The sequence below is a fragment of the Gilliamella sp. W8126 genome (assembly GCF_016102185.1).
Classification (GTDB): domain Bacteria; phylum Pseudomonadota; class Gammaproteobacteria; order Enterobacterales; family Orbaceae; genus Gilliamella; species Gilliamella apis_A.
Genome location: NZ_JACFPE010000004.1, coordinates 64,026 through 82,738, shown reverse-complemented (window position 1 = coordinate 82,738; position 18,713 = coordinate 64,026). Strand labels below are relative to the sequence as shown.

Genomic DNA, 18,713 nt, shown 5'->3' with positions numbered 1-18,713 from the left:
TCACTCTTCTGTAAAGTTGGGTGAATCACCCGCGCTATTTTTTATTGGACATTGAGCGTGCCTTTTTTCTGTTTTATCTTATAAACCACTATCGTTAATAAGATCGGAACGACAATCGCCACTAACATCGCCAATGCATAAATCAACCAGTAAACAGGCTTTATCGATAAAATACCTGGTAATCCCCCCACGCCGATACCGTTGGATAATACGCCATTTAAACCACAGATTAATCCCGCACAAGCGGCACCAATCATGGCGCAGTACATTGGGAATTTATAGCGTAAATTAATACCGTACATCGCTGGCTCTGTCACACCGAGATATCCAGATATTGCCGCAGGAATGGAGACTTCTCGTTCATTATGTTTTTTACTTATTAAGATGATACCAACCACCGCTGATGCTTGGGCGATATTGGATAAAGCGATAATTGGCCAAATAGGTGTACCACCCATGCTTTCGGTCATCTGCATATCGATGGCTAATGTGGTGTGGTGAATACCTGTAATAACCAAAGGAGCATAGAAGAAGCCAAAAATAGCTGAACCAATAAAGGCATAATCACCAGTCATTAAATACTTAACCACATAAGCAATCCCATCACCAAGCATGCGTCCAATAGGCCCTAAAATAAAGTGTGCTAAGACGACTGATAGCATTAAGGCAACGATTGGCACAATCACTAGATTTAAGTAATCAGGAATAATTTTACGAAGGCGTGTTTCAATCCATCCTAATGCTAATCCAGCAAAAATTGATGGTATAACTTGTGCTTGATAACCCACTTTGGCAATGGTAAACCAACCAAAATCCCATACTTCAGGAATAACCTTACCCAAATTATAAGCATTCATCAATTGTGGTGAAACTAACGTTATACCTAAAACAATACCTAAAACAGGCGATCCCCCCATTTTTTTAACAGTTGACCAGCAAATAGCCACCGGTAGAAAATGGAAAATCGCTTCACAAGGTAACCATAAGAAACTATGAATAGGTACTAACCAATGATAGGTATCGGTAAGAGGTTTATCGTCAATAGTTGGCATTTCACCAATCACATTACGCAAGCCAAGTAATAAACCACCGGCAATTAAGGCTGGCAACAATGGCACAAAGATTTCAGCTAAGTTTGAAATTAACCGTTCAAACCACGACATATTTTGCTTAGCTGCGGCTTTGGTTTGTTCTTTGGTTGCTTCATCAATATTTAGTTGTTCAATCAATAATTTGTAATAACTATCGACATTGGTACCAATAATAATTTGAAATTGCCCAGCATTATTAAAACAGCCTTTGACAAAAGGTAATTCTTCAATAGCATCAACATTGGCTATTTTCGGATCAGCAAGCGCAAATCTTAATCTGGTTAAACAATGGGTGACACTGGCAATATTTTCTTTTCCGCCAACCAGCTCAATTAGTTGCATAATTGATGCGGTTGAAACTTTAGGTGCTTTCGCCATTGTTAAGTCTCCTTATTTTCAATTTAAGCCAATATTTTGGTTTTTAGTTAAATCATTTCGATCCTAATTTGATAGAGATTAAGCATAAATGGAATGACTATTTAAATAAATGGGAACGTTCCCTTTTTGTGATAAATCTCACAATTTTCAGATAATCACAGCTAAATGCGATACACAGTGAGTTATTTCAGTAGTTGGGATGGAACAGTAATAATTTTAGCGTTTACCTGTTTTTCTAACATCAGTAATAGCTCGTTTGCCGCATAGATGCCAGCTTTATCAAAACCAAGATCAACCGTTATCGTTTGAGAAAATAAGAAATTTAACAACTCACTACTACCGATACTAATAACAACAATATTATTAATATTTTTTTCCGATAAAAATTTATTTAAGCCTAAAGCAATCGAATCAGTAGCACAAACTATCGCTGTTGGTGAATGAACTAACACCGATTCGGCAAGCTCATAACCAGAATAATAACTTAAATTACCAAGTACGGCGTTAGGTTGAATTTTATAGGTAGTACAAAAATCAATATAGGCCTGATAACGTAAACCACCAGTAGTTTGATCTTGCTTATCAACGCCAATAAAACCTATTTTTTTATGTTTTTCTGATTGATATAAGTAAGTTAGTGCTTTATTTACTGCACCAATATCATCATAACAAATACAAGAATAAGCTGAAAATGGCCTAGCAATCACCACACATTTATGTTGCCAAACCGTTAACAATGAACTGTCCAATCCCGTAAAAGCAAACACAATAATACCATCAGCTTGTTTTTCTCTTAACATCGTCAGATGTTCGGCGACTTTTGCGGCACTAAATTGACTCTCGATAATTATAGGATCATAGCCATTAGCATAAAAAATCGGCAACATACTTTGCACTGCATGATTTTCAGATATTGAATCAAGGCGTGTGACAATAATACCGATAACCTTATTCCCATAACCGCGCATTGCTCTTGCTGATTTTGAAGGAGTGAATTGATATTGTTCAACAATTGCCATCACTTTATTTCGAGTTGATTCCTTCACCATAGGATCATGATTAATCACTCGTGAAACCGTCGATTTACTGACGCCACTTAATTTAGCTATATCTTTAATGGTTAAATTAGTTGATGATTTACTCATAATCAATTTGTTGAATGAATATCAATTAAATCATAGTAATATAGATTAAAGAAAATAGCGATATTGACGCTTATTATGCGGTGGCAAAACAACTTAATCTATTATTCAAAAATAACATTAGTGTATTGTTTTAATTTGTTTTTATTATAATCATCAGCATATATTGCTAGTAATCGATTTATTGTTATCGACTGCGAAATCTTGATAGCAAAGTCAATTATTCTCATGACTGCCATTATTTAAAAATTTAAATTGACTCAATAAGTAATTTTTAATCATTACATTGATTATATTGGATTTATCAACCACAGCATTAGCTATAGGAAAGACGATAGCATAGAATCTCAGCTTTATTGTATTTAACAAATACTACGCAGGCATGGTATTGACGATTACTATAATTACTATAAATATACCACATCGAAAACTGAACAAAACCCTTATCCAAAGACAATAATTATTGCTTGTAATATAAATCTAAACCCAAATGAATTTTATTTTGATTGGGAAGAATGTGATAGCTAAGCGCCAAGCATACATATTAAAAAAGGGCAGAATAGCCCCTTTTCTGAGTAAGCTTAAACCCTACTCGTTTTAGTGCTATATTTTGATTTGTAGATACTTCCCCAATCTAACATAGCATCGTGTACTTGCTTTAAACTTTCTCCGACTTCAGTTAAGGTATATTCCACTTTAGGTGGCACTTGTGGGTATACTTTACGGGTGATTAGGCCATTTTTTTCCATAGTACGTAGATGAGAAGTAAGCACTTTTTGTGATATACCATTTAGTGATTTTTTCAGTTCCCCAAAACGTTTGGTACCTGTCAGCAAATCTCGCACAATTAGGACTTTCCATTTGTCACCCATTAATAATAGAGTGGTTTCAACAGGACATGGCGGTAAATTTTCAATCACCTGCATAACAAAATTCCTTTAATTTCAACAATAGTATCTAAACGGTAACTATATTACTACTTGGTACCTACTTTACAATAGAAACTTTGGATATTAAGCTAAAAAAATTAATTTATTTAAGTCGTATTAAGGAGAACAAGATGAAAATTGCAGTCATTGGTGCAAATGGTAAATCAGGACAACTATTGGTTAAAGAAGCATTATCACGAGGACATGATGTCACAGCTATCGTACGTAAACAAAGTTCAAATAGCGACACAAAAGCGAAAGTATTAGTTAAAGATCTATTTCAATTAACTTATGACGATTTAAAACCATTTGATGTGATTATTGATGCATTTGGTACTTGGACACCTGAATCATTACCATTACATCAAACTAGCCTTAAACATTTAACCGATATTTTAAGCGGTAAACCTAACCGTTTATTAGTTGTTGGTGGTGCCGGCAGTTTATACGTCGACCCAGAGCATACCGTTCGTTTAGCCGATTCACCAGATTTCCCTGATGAATTTAAACCATTAGCCAACAATATGGCGAAAGCTTTAGATCAACTAAGAACCTGTGATGATGTGCAATGGACCTATTTAAGCCCAGCAATTGAGTTTATTGCTGATGGAGCAAGAACTGGTCATTATACTGTTGGTGGCGAGCAATTCTTAGTTAACAGCCAAGGTAAAAGTCAAATCAGCTACGCTGACTATGCGGTCGCTATGATTGATGAAGCAGAAAAAGCCCAACATATCAAACAACGTTTCACTGTTGTCGCTGAATAATAGATATCGATAAATAACCTTACATTAAGATAGCCTATATACAAACGGTTATTTTAATGTAAGGAAAATCATTTAAACTTTCCACTCGACTAACCATATTTGTTCACTCACGCCAACAAACCAAAATAGTGCAAAAACACCAACCTTTGGTATATAAATGGATCATTTTAGTGCGCTAACAATTGAAAAAATTAGATTAGACCAGTTATCGGTTAACTGTTCAATTATTGGCATGCTTATTGCATAAATAAAAGATTATTATGAATAATTTGATAATGCCAATAATACTGATAATATGAATTATTATGTGTTTAATTTGTTATCACTTTACTTGGGAAAACGCTTATGCAGTACGATCTAATCATTAAAAATGGTATTGTTATTCTCGAATCAGGCGAGACTAATACCGACATTGCAATAAAAAATGGCAAAATTGCTGCTATTGGCCCTAATTTGGAGCAAGCAGAGCAAATTATCGATGCTGAAGGTTTAATTGTCAGCCCGGGAATGGTTGATATTCATGTGCATATTAGCGAACCTGGCGGTGTCCGCCATGAATGGGAAGGTTATGTTACTGGAACCAAAGCATGTGCAAAAGGTGGGGTGACAACTTTTGTCGAAATGCCACTAAATCAACTTCCTGCTACCACCAGCGGTGAAACATTGCGAACCAAATATGCAGCTGGCGAAGGTAAATTATATGTTGACGTTGCTTCATATGGTGGATTAGTTCCCTATAACCTAACTAATAATGGTATAGAAGAACAAGTTCAAGAAGGTGTTGCTGCGTTTAAATGCTTTATGGCAACCTGTGGTGACCCAAATCTTGACGGTGATTTCGCTAATGTTAATGATTATGCATTATGGGAAGGGATGCGCCAAATAGCCAAAACCGGTAAAGTTTTAGCTATTCATGCCGAAAATGCAGCAATTACAGATATTTTGGGACAACAAGCCAAAGCACGAGGGGAAAGCAAATTATCACAATACGTAGCAACTCGTCCGGCATTCACTGAAGTAGAAGCTATTCGCCGAGCTATCTTTTTTGCCAAACAAACCGGTTGCCCAATTCATATTTGCCATGTAGCTTGTCCAGAAGGAGTTGAAGAAGTAATAAAAGCACGTCAAGAAGGAGTTAATGTCACTTGTGAAACCTGTATTCATTACCTCTATTTCACTACAGATCAATTAGATGCAATTGGCCCAATTGCAAAATGTTCTCCGCCAATCCGTGATCAACAAGCACAAGAAGGTTTGTGGAAATATCTCTTTGCCGGCCACATTATCACCGCCGTATCTGACCATTCACCATGTACCTACGATTTAAAAGATAAAGCCAATGCGTTTGATGCATGGGGAGGAATTTCAGGTGTGCAAAATAATGTCGATATTTTGTTTGATGAAGCCGTTCAAAAACGCGGTATGTCATTAAAACAGTTTGCCGATATCATCGCTAAAAATCCAGCCGAAAGATATAACTTACCAACCAAGGGCTCAATTCAAGTTGGTAAAGACGCAGATATTATCTTTATAAAACCTCATTCAGACTATGTTTTAACTGCACAAGATCTCGAATATCGTAATAAATTTAGCCCTTATGTGGGTAGACAAATTGGTGCTCAAGTTGTGCAAACCATATTACGAGGAAAAACCATTTATCAGATTGATTCTGGTATTGATGCAACGCCGAGAGGTAGTTTTATTCGACGTTAATCATAAAATTAAAACGATAAAAAAATAAAATAGGTAGGAAAGGAAAATAATGAAGAATAACACAGCACAGTCATCGACGACACCATTGCAGATTGATAGTTCGTTATTACCCAAATCTAGCAAAGATAGAACAATGAATCCTTTGGCTTATGCCTTTATGTGGATTGGTGATGGTATGAATTTGGGTAATATGACCTTAGGTGCTAGCTTAGTCGTAGCTGGTGTCGCCACCATGAATATTTTCCAAACGTTTGCCGCAACGTTTATCGCAATATTAATCATTACCACAATTTTTGTCTTTAATGATCGTCTAGGATATCGATCAGGTATTCCTTATGTCGTGCAATTGCGAATGTCATTTGGCATAAAAGGTGCGATTATTTCTTCATTGCTCCGCGGTATTCCTGCTATTGTTTGGTATGGTTTTCAAAGCTGGATCGGTGCCACGGCACTCAATGAGATTGTAAAAATATTATCTAATGGTGATTTCGATAATGTATTTATTTGTTTCCTTATTTTACAATTTTTCCAAATAGCCTTATCACTATATGGATTCCATGCTATAAAATGGGTCGAAACCCTAATTTCAGTGGTGATTCTGTGTGCATTAGTTTATGTCTTTATTCTATTACTCAACAATCACCAAGATATTATTATCGATAAATGGGTAAATGCCGAAGGAACTTGGGGACTACCATTTTGTGGCTTTATTATGATGTTCTTGGGTAATTATGCAGCAATTTTTCTTAGTGCAGCTGATTATTCACGAGAACTAAAATCAGGTTTTAGCAATCGCAAACGTGGCCTACTCTATTTTTTACCCATTTTTGTCGCTTACGGCTTTATTATTACTATTGGTGTAATGTTAGCATCAGTCACCGGTAACTCGAATCCAGTTAAAGCGTTCGCCATTGTAGTAAATAATCCATATATTACCATTGTAGTCTCATCCTTTATTGTATTAGGTACCATTGCCGTAAATATTGTTGCTAACATCATCCCACCTGCTTATGTAATTACTTTATTAACTAAAGCGAAATATAAAGTGGCGGTAACCATTACGGGTTTATTAGCTATTGCTTCTTTCCCATGGGTGTTAGTTCAAGATACGTCAGCTAAAGGATTAGGTTTATTTATCTTAATTTATTCGGCATTTTTAGGGCCAATTGTGGCAATTTTATTGGTGGAATATTATCTGTTACGTCGACAAAAAATTGATGTAAACACGCTATATGATAATAACGGTCAATTTGCTGGTTTTAACCCTGCAGCGATTCTAGCAATGCTGATTGGCTCAGCGGCTGCATTTTATGAAGTTAGCTTAACATGGATTGTCGGTTTTGTTGTTGGTGGAATTAGTTATATTTTATTAACCAAATTTACCTTTAAAGATTCGCCGTTCAAAAAAGGAACTATTTTTGAAAAGAAATAGCTCAATTAAGTGACCAGCAAAATTAGGTAGTAAATTCAATGTTATCATCATGATTCACTACCAATTTGACAGGTCACCTTAATTTCACGATTATCGCTAATTTCTAAATTTGATAATACCGCTAATTGTGGAAAGTTAGGTCTTAAAAACTGCGCCAGCATAGCTCGCAAAGTATGATTAACTAATAAAACTGGCGGTGCACCAATTGCATCTTGCTGATTAAGGGCTTGCTGAAACTGTTGGAGTATATGTTCCGCCAAACCAGGCTCAACATTACTGGTATTTTGTAACGCTTGCAGTAATATTCGCTCTAAACTGATACTTAATCCAATCACTTTTATCGGCTCTGTTCCCGGAAACCACTGCTGAGTAATCACTCTACCCAATGCTATTCTAACAATACTAAGTAAATGGTAAGCATCATTTTGGTTAGGTGCTTGTTCACAAATTGTCTCAATAATCGTGCGCATATCTCGAATAGAGACTTTTTCGGCCAACAAGTTTTGTAAAATTTTATGAAACGTGGTTAATGGTACGACACCAGGAATAAAATCCTCGACTAATTTAGGAATATCTTGTTTGATGCGATCCAGTAATTCTTGCGTTTCTAAACGCCCTAATAGATCACTGGCAAATTGATGCAATAAATGATTAAAGTGAGTAGCAATCATGGTACTGGTATCAACCACGGTATAACCTAATATTTGGGCCGCTTCTTTATTATTGGTATCTATCCAAACCGCAGGTAAACCAAATGCGGGTTCAGTTGTTGCAATTCCATCAATTTGTTCGGTCACTGTGCCAGGATTAATCGCCAACCACTTGTTATTCATAATTTCACCTTGGCCTATCTCGCCACCCTTTATAAAAATTTTATATTGATAAGGTGATAATGAGAGGTTATCGCGAATATGTACTTGTGGTGGTAAAAAACCTAATGTTTGGGCAAACTTTTTGCGTAAACTGCGAATTCGGCCAAGTAATTCACCATTTTGGTTTTGATCAACCATAGGGATTAAGCCATATCCAACTTCCATCGCTAAAATATCTTCAATATTGACATCAGACCATGAAGCGTCAACATTTGACGGTTTAGTTGCTGCTATATTTTGTTGCGGAGTAGAGACTGATTTTTCAAGTTTCTTTTGTTTGCTTAACCACCACGAAATGAGCGATAAAATAGCCGTAAACATTAAAAATACTAAATTTGGCATACCCGGAATAAGGCCAAGTAACCCAATTACAACCGCAGTTAAAATTAATACTTGTGGATTATTAAATAACTGCTTTAACATTTGGTCACTGATGTTTTCTTGTGAAGTGACCCGCGTCACAATAACACCGGCAGCAGTGGAAATAATTAAGGAAGGAATTTGCGCAACTAATCCATCACCAATAGTTAATAGCACATAGGTTGTACTGGCATCGGATAATGTCATACCATGCTGCATCACCCCAACTAATAAGCCACCAACAATGGTAATCGCCATAATCAATAAACCAGCGATAGCATCACCACGCACAAATTTACTTGCCCCGTCCATAGAGCCATAAAAATCGGCTTCTTGAGTAACTTCTGCACGCCGAGCTTTAGCTTCATCCTCACCGATTAATCCAGCATTAAGATCGGCATCAATAGCCATTTGCTTACCCGGCATACCATCTAATGCGAAGCGAGCACCTACTTCAGCTATCCTACCAGCGCCTTTAGTGATTACCATAAAGTTAATAATAACTAAAATGATAAACACAACAATACCAATGGCAAAATTACCACCAACTAAAAAGTGGCCAAAAGCTTCAATTACTCGACCAGCCGCGTCACTACCAGTATGGCCTTTTAGTAACACCACTCTAGTTGAGGCAACATTAAGGGATAAGCGCAATAAAGTTGCAAACAATAAAACGGTGGGAAAAGCGGCAAAATCAAGAACTCGCTTAGTAAACAGTGCCACAATCAAAATGATAATCGATAAGGCAATATTAAAAGTAAAAAAGAGATCTAAAATAAATGCGGGTAAAGGTAATACCATCATCGAAAGAATCAATAAAATCAACATTGGCCCAGTTAAAATTCGATAATGACCACTTTTTAAGGTATTTATTGATAATAGATTAGTTAATTTTGATTTCATCATAACAATTACAATTACCTTTATTTATTCACAGATAAAGATTCTGGGATTGATAAATTGGTTGGTTTGAGTGGTTTTTCACCACCATATCTATGCCATCTTTTTAATTGATAAACCCAAGCGAGAATTTGTGCTACCGCAGCATAGAGCTCTGCTGGTATTGATTTACCTATCTCACCATGGCGATATAATGCTCGAGCTAAAGGTGGCGCTTCTAATTGCGGGATCTGATGCTCTTGAGCAATTTGTTTAATTTTGCTCGCTATATTATCGGTACCTTTAGCCAATATCTTGGGCGCACTCATGGTTTTTTCATCATATTGCAGAGCAACTGCATAATGGGTTGGGTTGGTAACAATAACATTAGCTTTAGGGACATCTTTCATCATCCTACGCCTTGCCATTGCCTGCTGCATTTGTCGAATACGCCCTTTAATTTGCGGATTACCTTCTTGCTCTTTAAACTCATCTTTCACTTCTTGCTTCGACATTTTTAACTTTTTCAAATTGCTCCATATTTGGTAAAAAATATCAAAACCTACCATTGGTATTAAGGCTAATACAATCAATAAACTAGCGTAAATCAGCAATTGCATTACTTGAGATAATGCATTATTTAAATACATACTGGGTAGTACCAGCATATTGGGAAATTGATGTATCAAAAATAGGGCAGCAGCAAAAGCGATTAAAACCACTTTAAGAATACTTTTAAACAGTTCTGAAAAAATTCGCAGACTAAATAACCGTTTAAACCCACTAATAGGATTCAATTTGCCTAAATTAGGCTTAATCGATTGTAGACTAAACAGCAAACCACCAACACTAAGCGGAGCAATGATAGCAACAATAACTAATCCCACAAAAATAGGTAAAATCGCCCAAAATCCAGCGGTTAATAAATTAATTAAATTGAAAATAATCTGTTTATCATCATCGGTTCGGTGGGCAACTAACATGGCTTGTTGAATAATTGCTTTTAATTTGCTGACAAAATGTGTTCCCATTATCCAAAATAACATAATGCCAACTAACAATATCATTAGCGATGTTAACTCACGAGATCGAGGAATTTGTCCCTTTTCCTTAGCCTTTTTTAATTTACTATCGGTGGGTTGTTCACTTTTCTCTAGATCACTATCATCAGCCATATATCAGTTAAACCAATTTTACTGTCTAATTACACTTTACTTTGATAGCACAGTATGAACGCAACTGATTAAAGTTATTGGCTTAATAAGACCCCAAATTACTGGTTATTTAGCTCGTTTAGCTTTAAATAGCATTAAAATGATTAAACTTTAGCACGTTTAGATGAAATCGTTTCAGGCTGTTGATAACCGTGATAAGTGTAAACCGCGGGGTTATTAATACTTTTTAAATAATCAATCGATTGTTGTGTCATATTCATACGATTTTGAATAAGTATACCGTTATCTCGATTGATTTGAGCTAATCGCTGAGTGGTATTAGTGATGGCTTGCCATTTCAACGCTAGCTCAGGGTTTTCACTATAAGGTGATTGGATATTATAGCGTGCACTTACTTTTAGCCGTTTTTCATCAAGTAACTTTAACTCGATAAGTAATTGGCTTTTTTGATTTATAACGTCATTTAATTGGCTAATTGTATTAGTCCCAATTAGGATTTGCTGTTCAGACTCTAGAATATCTGAAAGTGATTGCAACATGACTGTTACATTATTAAAAATGTTATCTAACTCTAACATTATGATATTCCTTCAAAAATTAATTAGCTTTCAATCTCTTCAAGAGTTTGCTTAATAATTTCGTCTGCAATTTTATTTGGATTGATGACTAAGTTACCATTAGTAATGGCCTGTTTTATTTTCTCAATTTTACTAATATCAATATCATTTTCTGTCGAATGTAATAATGCGATAGTGTTTTGGCTCAATTTGACATTGCTATTCAAATTTAAGCTATTTGACGTTTGCACAGATGCTTTAGTTTCTTTATTTTGTCCATTTATTAAATCACGATTTAGCAATCCCGATACTGCTGTAACCAATTTTGTTGCATCTATACTCATAAAATTCCTTTAATTCAAGTCAAGGTTTATAGGGTTGGTTTAGTCTAATTATCGGCAAAAATCAAAAAATCATTAATTTTATTTATTGATAATAGTGATAGCTTTTTCACTAACAACACCTTCAACAACATTACCCGTATTAAGTTTAATATTAATTGATTCTCCCAATGCCCCATTACTTAATGTCTTGCCATGCGTTGCAATTGAGTAACCTTCGCCATTAATAATGACCTTTACGGTTTGACCGACTTTAACATACCAGTTTTTCTGCAGCATTGAATTTTTTATTACTTCACCATCATTAATATTACGTAAAGCAAGATGATTGATAACTTCAGATTGATTTAAAATTACTGTTGCTGGTAATTTATCTAACTGACCAGGTTGCATTTTTACCAGTTGTTCAGTAATTAATGTTCCTGCACTAATTGCTTGTTTAGCAATAACATAATGGCCACTCACAGCCACGTATATCTGGATATATTTAGTGATATTTTCGCATCTGGCGGTAATCGTTAAATTGCCCCATTGTTTATTTTTGTTCAATATTGCCAATGTTGGTGAGTCACAACTTAATTGCGGTTTTGCAGTTGGATAATTAATGACAACTTTATCAACATTCACATCAATAAGTTGTTGATGGATCAGATCACTAATTTGTTTTTCAAGTGCAGTGGCACAAACTATTTTTGAACTACCTAACATACAAAAAAGAAACAACAATCTAATAATCTGAGGCATATTTGTCGGGGTTCATATAATTATTGATAACTAAATTGTACTTTATAAGCTCACCTATCGAATGTTGAAATAAGGGCAATTTTTATCGTTATTTATACGATGATTTTTTTTTGATTTGCTTAAAATTCTTTTTATCTATCAGGATGAGATGATTTTATGCTAAATAAATTAGATACTTTCGTTAATTTTCACCAACAAGCACTCAATGTTCGTGAAAAACGTCAAAATATACTTGCAACCAATATTGCTAATAGTGATACGCCTAATTACCAAGCGAGGGACATTGATTTTAATACTGAATTAAACAGAGCCATCAATAATCAATCGACCCACAATAATATAAAACTAAATATTACTTCTGCAAAACATATTCAAATAACTAGCGCTGATTTCACTAATTATAATCTTCTTTATCGTATTCCTTATCAATCATCTGCTGATGGCAACACTGTTGAGATGGATCAAGAACGAACTGCTTTTATGGATAACAGTATCCACTATCAAAGTAATTTAACCTTTTTAGGTGAACAGTTTAAAAATGTCATTTCGGTATTACAGCAAGGATAATCATCATGAGCTTCTCTATTTTTTCGGTTTCTGGTTCAGCCTTAATGGCACAAACACAACGAATGAATGTCAGTGCCAGTAATTTAGCTAATGCTGATAGTGTTACCAGTACTTCTGGTCAAGCTTATCGAGCCAAACAAGTTATCTTTCAAGTCGATGACAATGGTTATTCCAATAGTGTTGCTGGAGTAAAAGTAGCACAAGTTATTGAAGATCCTGCGCCAATGAATTTAGTTTATGAACCAAATCATCCTTTGGCTGACGAACAAGGCTACATTCAAAAACCTAACGTTGATGTAGTAGCTGAGATGGTTAATACCATTTCTGCATCTCGTAGCTACCAAGCAAATGTAGAAGTGATTAACACCGCAAAAAGTTTAATGCTAAAAACACTGACTCTAGGACAATAAAAGGGCGTAATTGATGGGTATCTCAAATGTAGCAGTTTCAGAATCAACTAATATGGCCAGTCCACAAGCGCTAAAGAAAGGTACGTCTGATGGTAACTCTAGTCAGGAACTACAAGATAATTTCTTAACATTACTTATTGCCCAAATGAAAAATCAAGATCCTACCAATCCAATGGATAACAGTCAGTTAACCTCGCAATTAGCTCAAATCAATACGTTAGCGGGTATCGAACGACTGAATACCACATTAGGTATGGTTTCAGGCCAAATTGACGATAGCTTATCGGTCAATGCCAGCAACATGATTGGTAAAGGTGTCATGGTTCCAGGTAATAAAATTTTGGTCGCTACATCAGAAGTGGAAGGTTCGGAAAGTGAAAAAGAAACTATTACCACACCATTTGGCTTTGAACTTATGCGTGATGCTGAGTCAGTGGTCATTACCATCAAAGATGAAAATGGCAATGTTGTACGTGAGGTCGATTTAGGTTCGATTCCTGCTGGAGTTAGCTCTTTTACTTGGGATGGGGAACTGAATGATGGAACACTGGCGCCAGATGGTAGTTATACGTTTTCGGTTAATGCCACTTATGACGGGCAAAAAGTATCGTCCACACCACTATCTTACTCGGTTGTATACGGCGTAATTAATAGCAAAGTTAATAATAAAGTATTACTTGATTTAGGGATACTTGGTTCAATTAGTATTGACGAAGTACGTCAAATTCTTTAAAGGGGAATAAGTTAATATGGGATTTTCTCAAGCAATTAGTGGTATGAATGCCGCATCAAAACAATTAGATGTTATTGGTAATAATATTGCCAATTCTGCAACAGTTGGCTTTAAAAGTGCTAGCATTTCATTTGCCGATATTTATGCTGGTTCAAAAGTAGGAATGGGCGTCAAAGTGGCTGCGGTTATGCAAAATTTTAATGATGGCACCACAACGTCAACCAATAATAGTCTAGATGTTGCTATCTCTGGTAATGGCTTTTTCCGCTTAGTTGATAGTAGTGGTCAAATCTATTATACCCGTAATGGCCAGTTTCAATTAGATGCTGATCGCAATATTATCTCAGCGGATGGTTTTCAATTAACCGGTTATCTTGCCACAGGCACACCACCACAGATCCAACAAGGTTCAGCACCAGGCCCATTAAAGATTTCACAAGAGATGTTAAATGCATCAGCAACCAATAAAGCCTCTTTGCAAACAAATTTAAATTCAAATAGCAAAGTACCTGAAAAACAACCAATTAATGCCACCGATGCTGATACCTTTAATTATTCAACCACGATCACCACTTATGATTCTTTAGGTAATCAACGTAATGTTCAACTTTTTTATGTTAAAACGGCTGATAATCAATGGGATGTTCATTATCTTGATAGTAGTGATCCTAACGCAAGCCTACAAGCATTAGGGCAAATGGAGTTTGATTCATCAGGCAAATTAATTAGTGATCCAGAAATGACGATTAATATTAATGGGCTTAATGGTTCAGCCGCCAATAGCTTCACGCTGTCATTAGCAAACAGTACTCAACAAAATATGGGTAAAGAAGTCGGTAGCATTAAAACCCCTGTCGTTGATGGTTATGCTGCTGGTGATCTAGTTGGCTATAGTATCAGTGATGATGGCTCAATTTATGGCGTCTATTCTAACCAACAAACGATGTTGTTAGGTCAAATTGCCATGGCTGATTTTGCCAATGTTAATGGCTTAGAATCAGCCGGTAACAATAACTGGCGGGCAACCCTTAAATCTGGTGGTGAAGTATTAGGCTCAGCTAATACCGGTACTTTTGGTTTACTAACCAGTGGTGCAGTTGAATCATCCAATGTCGATATGAGCCAAGAGTTAGTCAATATGATTGTTGCCCAACGTAATTATCAATCTAATTCACAAACCATCAAAACTCAGGATCAAATTCTTAATACATTGGTTAATTTAAGATAATTTAAGGAGTATTTATGGATCGCGTTATTTATACTGCTATGTCTGGCGCAAGCCAAACATTAAATCAACAGTCCATAACTAGTCATAATTTAGCTAATGTATCGACAGTTGGCTTTCGGGCGCAATTAACAGCAATGAAAGCCGTTCCCATTGTCGGTAGTAGTATGCCGACAAGAACTATGGTAACGGCAACTACGCCAACCTATGATTCAACAATCGGTGCCTTTAATTACACTGGACGCAATTTAGATGTTGCTTTATCCCAAGACGATTGGCTAGCAGTACAGTTAGCTGATGGCAGTGAAGGATATACCCGTAATGGTGCGATTCAAATCGATGAAAACGGCACACTTAATATTCAAGGCTTTCCGTTACTTGGTGATAATGGCGTATTAACAGTACCTCAGCGTTCACAAGTTAGTGTCAGTACTGATGGGACTTTATCAGCTTTAGGTGCTGGCGATAAACGCACCACCATTGCCCAAGTAGGAAAAATAAAAAAAGTTCACCTTGAACGCAATGAATTGGTACGTGGTGATGATGGATTTTTCCATGCCACTGAGGCAACCATAAATAATCGTGGTGCCGTGTTACAAGATAACCCTAATGCAAAATTGATGTCCGGAGTACTCGAAGGCAGTAATGTTAATCCGGTAACGGCAATGGTGAATCTAATTAGCCATTCTCGTCAATTTGAAATGCAGATGAAACAAATTACTACTGCCGACGAAAATGCCCAAAAAGCCAACCAAATATTATCGTTAACTTAACTAAAATAGGAAACAGCAATGATTAAATCATTATGGATTGCAAAAACCGGTTTAACTGCGCAACAAATGAATATGGATATTATTTCCAATAATTTAGCCAACGTTAGTACAGGGGGTTTTAAACGCCAACGCGCCGTTTTTGAAGATCTGTTATACCAAACAGTTCGCCAACCAGGAGCGCAATCTTCAGAACAAACAACATTACCTTCAGGATTACAAATTGGTACCGGTGTAAGACCAGTTGCAACCGAACGAATTCATAGCCAAGGTAATTTAGAATTAACCGATAACAGTAGTGATATTGCCATTAATGGACAAGGATTTTTCCAAGTTCTTATGCCTGATGGAACGCAAGCCTATACCCGCAGTGGCGCTTTTCAAGTTAATCAAAATGGTCAGTTAGTAACAGCTGCCGGTTATGAAATTCAACCAACAATTAACATTCCATCCAATGCTATAAAAATGACCGTAGCACGTGATGGCATCGTCAATGTCACCTTAGCTAATCAATCAACTCAAGTACAAGTTGGTCAATTAACATTACACACTTTTATCAATGACACCGGATTAGAAAGCGTTGGTGAAAATCTATATCTAGAAACCGAAAGTTCTGGTGCACCAACTGAAAATACACCGGGGCTCAATGGTGCTGGATTGCTATACCAAGGTTATATTGAAACGTCAAATGTAAATGTGGCCGAAGAGCTGGTTAATATGATTCAAGTACAACGTGCTTACGAAATTAATAGTAAAGCAATATCGGCATCTGACCAAATGTTGCAACGTTTAAATCAATTATAAATCTAACAAAATGATAGCGGTAATGAGATATCTTTACATTTTAATAACTTTGTCGTTAGTTGGTTGTAGTCAATTACCTAAAAAAGCATTAGTTGAAGGCGATACCAGTATTGTTCCAAAAATGCCAGAAATTGTGAACAGCAGTGGTTCCATTTATCAAGCCTCACAACCAAGTAGTTTTGGTTATCAACCGATGTTTGAAGATCGTCGACCACGCAATATTGGTGATGTATTAACTATTGTTTTACAAGAAAACGTTAGCGCAAGTAAAAGTTCATCCATTAATGCCGGCCGTAATGGTGGGGTCAATTTAGGGGTAAAAACCGTACCGCACTTTTTAGATGGGCTAGTTGGTCGTGGTAAAGTGGATACCGATATCTCAGGTAGCAATGATTTTAAGGGTTCTGGTGGTGCCAATGCTAAAAATACCTTTAGCGGTACCATTACCGTCACCGTTCAAGATGTCATGATTAATGGTAATTTAAAAGTGATTGGTGAAAAACAAATTGCAATAAATCAGGGCACAGAATTTATTCGATTTTCAGGTGTTGTTAACCCTCGGACAATAAGTGGTAGTAATACCGTTATATCAACTCAGGTCGCTGATGCTCGTATTGAATATGTAGGTAATGGCTACATCGATGAAGCACAAACAATGGGTTGGTTACAGCGCCTGTTTTTTAATCTTTCGCCATTTTAATGAGTATCATTATGCTAAATAAATTACGTACTTTTATCTGTTTTGTTTTGCTAATAGTGGTTGTCCCTTCTAGTTATGCCGAGCGAATAAGAGATTTGGTGACAATACAAGGCGTTCGCGAAAATGCCTTAGTCGGCTATGGTATCGTGGTAGGGCTTGACGGTACCGGTGACCAAACTTCACAGACACCATTTACGATACAAAGTATCACCAATATGCTCTCACAATTAGGTATTACCGTGCCATCAGGAAGCAACATGCAGTTAAAAAATGTGGCAGCGGTAATGGTCACGGCTAAATTACCGTCTTATGCGCGTGTTGGCCAACAAATTGATGTGGTTGTTTCGTCATTAGGCAACGCCAAAAGCCTGCGTGGTGGTACATTGATTATGACACCATTAAAAGGCGCCGATAACCAAGTTTATGCGATTGCACAAGGTAATCTTTTTGTTGGTGGTATGGGGGCAAGCAGTAGAAGCAGTAGTGTAACGGTTAACCAAATGGCTGGTGCCACCATTCCTAGCGGTGCAACCATCGAAAGAGAATTAGTTACACGCTTAGATGAAAACAGCACTATTCATTTACATCTTAACTATTTTGATTTTACTGTGGCTACAAAAATTGCTGATGCTATTAACAAAGTGCAAAAAAATATCGCCATTGCTTTAGATGGCATGACCGTAAAATTGACTATGCCACAAGACAGTCAAGCAAGAGTTAAATTATTATCTACAATTCAAAATCTCCAAATTAGTGCTAGCCCTATTTCCGCTAAAGTGGTGATTAATACACGTACTGGTGTCGTGGTCATGAATCAAAAAGTACAATTAGACAATTGTGCCGTTGCACATGGCAATTTATCCGTGGTGGTAAATAACAAATTGAAAGTTAGCCAACCCAATACACCACTCGCCGGTGGCAACACAGCAGTGGTTCCAGATGATGAAGTAACTATCGAGCAAGATGGTGGCGCACTGCAGAATTTAGCGTCTGGCGCCGATCTAAATCGAGTTATTCATTCACTTAACTTATTAGGTGCCAATCCTACTGAGTTAATGTCAATACTAGAAGCATTAAAAACCGCTGGTTGTTTGCATGCCGCATTGGAAACTATTTAAAGCAGA

At 36.5% G+C, this 18,713-nt stretch carries 19 protein-coding genes; 11 read left to right on the top strand and 8 right to left on the bottom strand.

Annotated features, from left to right (window positions below; all coding sequences use genetic code 11):
• Positions 1-41 precede the first annotated feature (41 nt).
• The 3 genes from treB to H3S74_RS08725 form a co-directional block, all read right to left on the bottom strand.
• Positions 42-1,469, bottom strand: a complete 1,428-nt coding sequence (treB, locus tag H3S74_RS08735; protein WP_198201512.1) for a PTS trehalose transporter subunit IIBC — start codon at positions 1,467-1,469, stop codon at positions 42-44.
• A 182-nt stretch (positions 1,470-1,651) separates the two neighbouring features.
• Positions 1,652-2,614: a trehalose operon repressor TreR gene (gene treR / locus H3S74_RS08730; RefSeq protein WP_198222474.1), complete on the bottom strand. Its 963-nt coding sequence runs from the start codon at positions 2,612-2,614 to the stop codon at positions 1,652-1,654.
• A 578-nt stretch (positions 2,615-3,192) separates the two neighbouring features.
• A complete protein-coding gene (locus H3S74_RS08725; RefSeq protein ID WP_110448811.1) occupies positions 3,193-3,537 on the bottom strand; it encodes a helix-turn-helix domain-containing protein in 345 nt (114 codons plus the stop codon).
• A 134-nt stretch (positions 3,538-3,671) separates the two neighbouring features.
• On the opposite strand from H3S74_RS08725, the gene H3S74_RS08720 reads away from it, so the two are divergent.
• The 3 genes from H3S74_RS08720 (at position 3,672) to H3S74_RS08710 (ending at position 7,452) form a co-directional block, all read left to right on the top strand.
• Positions 3,672-4,307 (top strand): NAD(P)-dependent oxidoreductase, encoded by a 636-nt coding sequence (locus H3S74_RS08720; RefSeq protein WP_198247681.1) that lies wholly within the window; start codon positions 3,672-3,674, stop codon positions 4,305-4,307.
• 345 nt (positions 4,308-4,652) lie between these two features.
• A complete protein-coding gene (allB, locus tag H3S74_RS08715; protein ID WP_198247680.1) occupies positions 4,653-6,020 on the top strand; it encodes an allantoinase AllB in 1,368 nt (455 codons plus the stop codon).
• Positions 6,021-6,069: 49 nt separating this feature from the next.
• Positions 6,070-7,452: an NCS1 family transporter gene (locus H3S74_RS08710; protein ID WP_110448814.1), complete on the top strand. Its 1,383-nt coding sequence runs from the start codon at positions 6,070-6,072 to the stop codon at positions 7,450-7,452.
• A gap of 47 nt (positions 7,453-7,499) precedes the next feature.
• On the opposite strand, the gene flhA is transcribed toward H3S74_RS08710, so the two are convergent.
• From flhA to flgA, 5 genes are all read right to left on the bottom strand, one after another.
• Positions 7,500-9,587 carry a flagellar biosynthesis protein FlhA gene (gene flhA, locus H3S74_RS08705; protein WP_198247734.1) on the bottom strand — a complete coding sequence of 696 codons (2,088 nt, stop codon included), beginning with the start codon at positions 9,585-9,587 and terminating at the stop codon, positions 7,500-7,502.
• A gap of 20 nt (positions 9,588-9,607) precedes the next feature.
• Complete coding sequence (flhB, locus tag H3S74_RS08700; RefSeq protein ID WP_110448815.1) at positions 9,608-10,738, bottom strand: flagellar biosynthesis protein FlhB; 1,131 nt, start codon at positions 10,736-10,738, stop codon at positions 9,608-9,610.
• A gap of 143 nt (positions 10,739-10,881) precedes the next feature.
• Positions 10,882-11,316 (bottom strand): flagella synthesis protein FlgN, encoded by a 435-nt coding sequence (locus H3S74_RS08695; protein ID WP_034901007.1) that lies wholly within the window; start codon positions 11,314-11,316, stop codon positions 10,882-10,884.
• A gap of 23 nt (positions 11,317-11,339) precedes the next feature.
• Positions 11,340-11,639: a flagellar biosynthesis anti-sigma factor FlgM gene (flgM, locus tag H3S74_RS08690; protein WP_065579058.1), complete on the bottom strand. Its 300-nt coding sequence runs from the start codon at positions 11,637-11,639 to the stop codon at positions 11,340-11,342.
• Positions 11,640-11,717: 78 nt separating this feature from the next.
• Positions 11,718-12,380 carry a flagellar basal body P-ring formation chaperone FlgA gene (gene flgA, locus H3S74_RS08685; protein ID WP_110448816.1) on the bottom strand — a complete coding sequence of 221 codons (663 nt, stop codon included), beginning with the start codon at positions 12,378-12,380 and terminating at the stop codon, positions 11,718-11,720.
• A 156-nt stretch (positions 12,381-12,536) separates the two neighbouring features.
• Here flgA and flgB point away from each other — a divergent pair, with 156 nt between their 5' ends.
• From flgB to H3S74_RS08645, 8 genes are read left to right on the top strand one after another with little or no spacing between them, the layout of a single operon-like run.
• Entirely contained in the window at positions 12,537-12,947 is a 411-nt protein-coding gene (flgB, locus tag H3S74_RS08680) for a flagellar basal body rod protein FlgB (RefSeq protein ID WP_065579056.1), read from the top strand.
• A gap of 2 nt (positions 12,948-12,949) precedes the next feature.
• A complete protein-coding gene (gene flgC, locus H3S74_RS08675) occupies positions 12,950-13,357 on the top strand; it encodes a flagellar basal body rod protein FlgC (RefSeq protein ID WP_086353945.1) in 408 nt (135 codons plus the stop codon).
• A 13-nt stretch (positions 13,358-13,370) separates the two neighbouring features.
• Positions 13,371-14,090: a flagellar hook assembly protein FlgD gene (gene flgD, locus H3S74_RS08670; protein ID WP_065579055.1), complete on the top strand. Its 720-nt coding sequence runs from the start codon at positions 13,371-13,373 to the stop codon at positions 14,088-14,090.
• Between the two features lie 16 nt (positions 14,091-14,106).
• Positions 14,107-15,318, top strand: coding sequence for a flagellar hook protein FlgE (flgE, locus tag H3S74_RS08665; RefSeq protein ID WP_034900993.1), 1,212 nt, complete (start codon positions 14,107-14,109; stop codon positions 15,316-15,318).
• A gap of 14 nt (positions 15,319-15,332) precedes the next feature.
• A complete protein-coding gene (locus H3S74_RS08660; RefSeq protein ID WP_065613572.1) occupies positions 15,333-16,088 on the top strand; it encodes a flagellar basal body rod protein FlgF in 756 nt (251 codons plus the stop codon).
• A gap of 18 nt (positions 16,089-16,106) precedes the next feature.
• Positions 16,107-16,889, top strand: a complete 783-nt coding sequence (gene flgG, locus H3S74_RS08655) for a flagellar basal-body rod protein FlgG (protein WP_110448818.1) — start codon at positions 16,107-16,109, stop codon at positions 16,887-16,889.
• Positions 16,890-16,911: 22 nt separating this feature from the next.
• Positions 16,912-17,589: a flagellar basal body L-ring protein FlgH gene (locus tag H3S74_RS08650; RefSeq protein ID WP_110448819.1), complete on the top strand. Its 678-nt coding sequence runs from the start codon at positions 16,912-16,914 to the stop codon at positions 17,587-17,589.
• A gap of 11 nt (positions 17,590-17,600) precedes the next feature.
• Positions 17,601-18,707 carry a flagellar basal body P-ring protein FlgI gene (locus tag H3S74_RS08645; RefSeq protein WP_110448820.1) on the top strand — a complete coding sequence of 369 codons (1,107 nt, stop codon included), beginning with the start codon at positions 17,601-17,603 and terminating at the stop codon, positions 18,705-18,707.
• Positions 18,708-18,713: the final 6 nt, after the last annotated feature.

Excerpts from the sequence above, each read along its gene's own strand:
- H3S74_RS08645 (WP_110448820.1), top strand. The coding sequence starts at position 17,601 with ATGCTAAATAAATTACGTACTTTTATCTGTTTTGTTTTGCTAATAGTG.
- H3S74_RS08660 (WP_065613572.1), top strand. The coding sequence starts at position 15,333 with ATGGATCGCGTTATTTATACTGCTATGTCTGGCGCAAGCCAAACATTA.
- flgA (WP_110448816.1), bottom strand. The coding sequence starts at position 12,380 with ATGCCTCAGATTATTAGATTGTTGTTTCTTTTTTGTATGTTAGGTAGT.
- H3S74_RS08695 (WP_034901007.1), bottom strand. The coding sequence starts at position 11,316 with ATGTTAGAGTTAGATAACATTTTTAATAATGTAACAGTCATGTTGCAA.
- H3S74_RS08650 (WP_110448819.1), top strand. The coding sequence starts at position 16,912 with ATGAGATATCTTTACATTTTAATAACTTTGTCGTTAGTTGGTTGTAGT.
- flgG (WP_110448818.1), top strand. The coding sequence starts at position 16,107 with ATGATTAAATCATTATGGATTGCAAAAACCGGTTTAACTGCGCAACAA.
- flgD (WP_065579055.1), top strand. The coding sequence starts at position 13,371 with ATGGGTATCTCAAATGTAGCAGTTTCAGAATCAACTAATATGGCCAGT.
- allB (WP_198247680.1), top strand. The coding sequence starts at position 4,653 with ATGCAGTACGATCTAATCATTAAAAATGGTATTGTTATTCTCGAATCA.
- flhA (WP_198247734.1), bottom strand. The coding sequence starts at position 9,587 with ATGAAATCAAAATTAACTAATCTATTATCAATAAATACCTTAAAAAGT.
- flhB (WP_110448815.1), bottom strand. The coding sequence starts at position 10,738 with ATGGCTGATGATAGTGATCTAGAGAAAAGTGAACAACCCACCGATAGT.
- H3S74_RS08725 (WP_110448811.1), bottom strand. The coding sequence starts at position 3,537 with ATGCAGGTGATTGAAAATTTACCGCCATGTCCTGTTGAAACCACTCTA.
- treR (WP_198222474.1), bottom strand. The coding sequence starts at position 2,614 with ATGAGTAAATCATCAACTAATTTAACCATTAAAGATATAGCTAAATTA.
- H3S74_RS08710 (WP_110448814.1), top strand. The coding sequence starts at position 6,070 with ATGAAGAATAACACAGCACAGTCATCGACGACACCATTGCAGATTGAT.
- H3S74_RS08720 (WP_198247681.1), top strand. The coding sequence starts at position 3,672 with ATGAAAATTGCAGTCATTGGTGCAAATGGTAAATCAGGACAACTATTG.
- flgB (WP_065579056.1), top strand. The coding sequence starts at position 12,537 with ATGCTAAATAAATTAGATACTTTCGTTAATTTTCACCAACAAGCACTC.
- flgE (WP_034900993.1), top strand. The coding sequence starts at position 14,107 with ATGGGATTTTCTCAAGCAATTAGTGGTATGAATGCCGCATCAAAACAA.
- flgM (WP_065579058.1), bottom strand. The coding sequence starts at position 11,639 with ATGAGTATAGATGCAACAAAATTGGTTACAGCAGTATCGGGATTGCTA.
- treB (WP_198201512.1), bottom strand. The coding sequence starts at position 1,469 with ATGGCGAAAGCACCTAAAGTTTCAACCGCATCAATTATGCAACTAATT.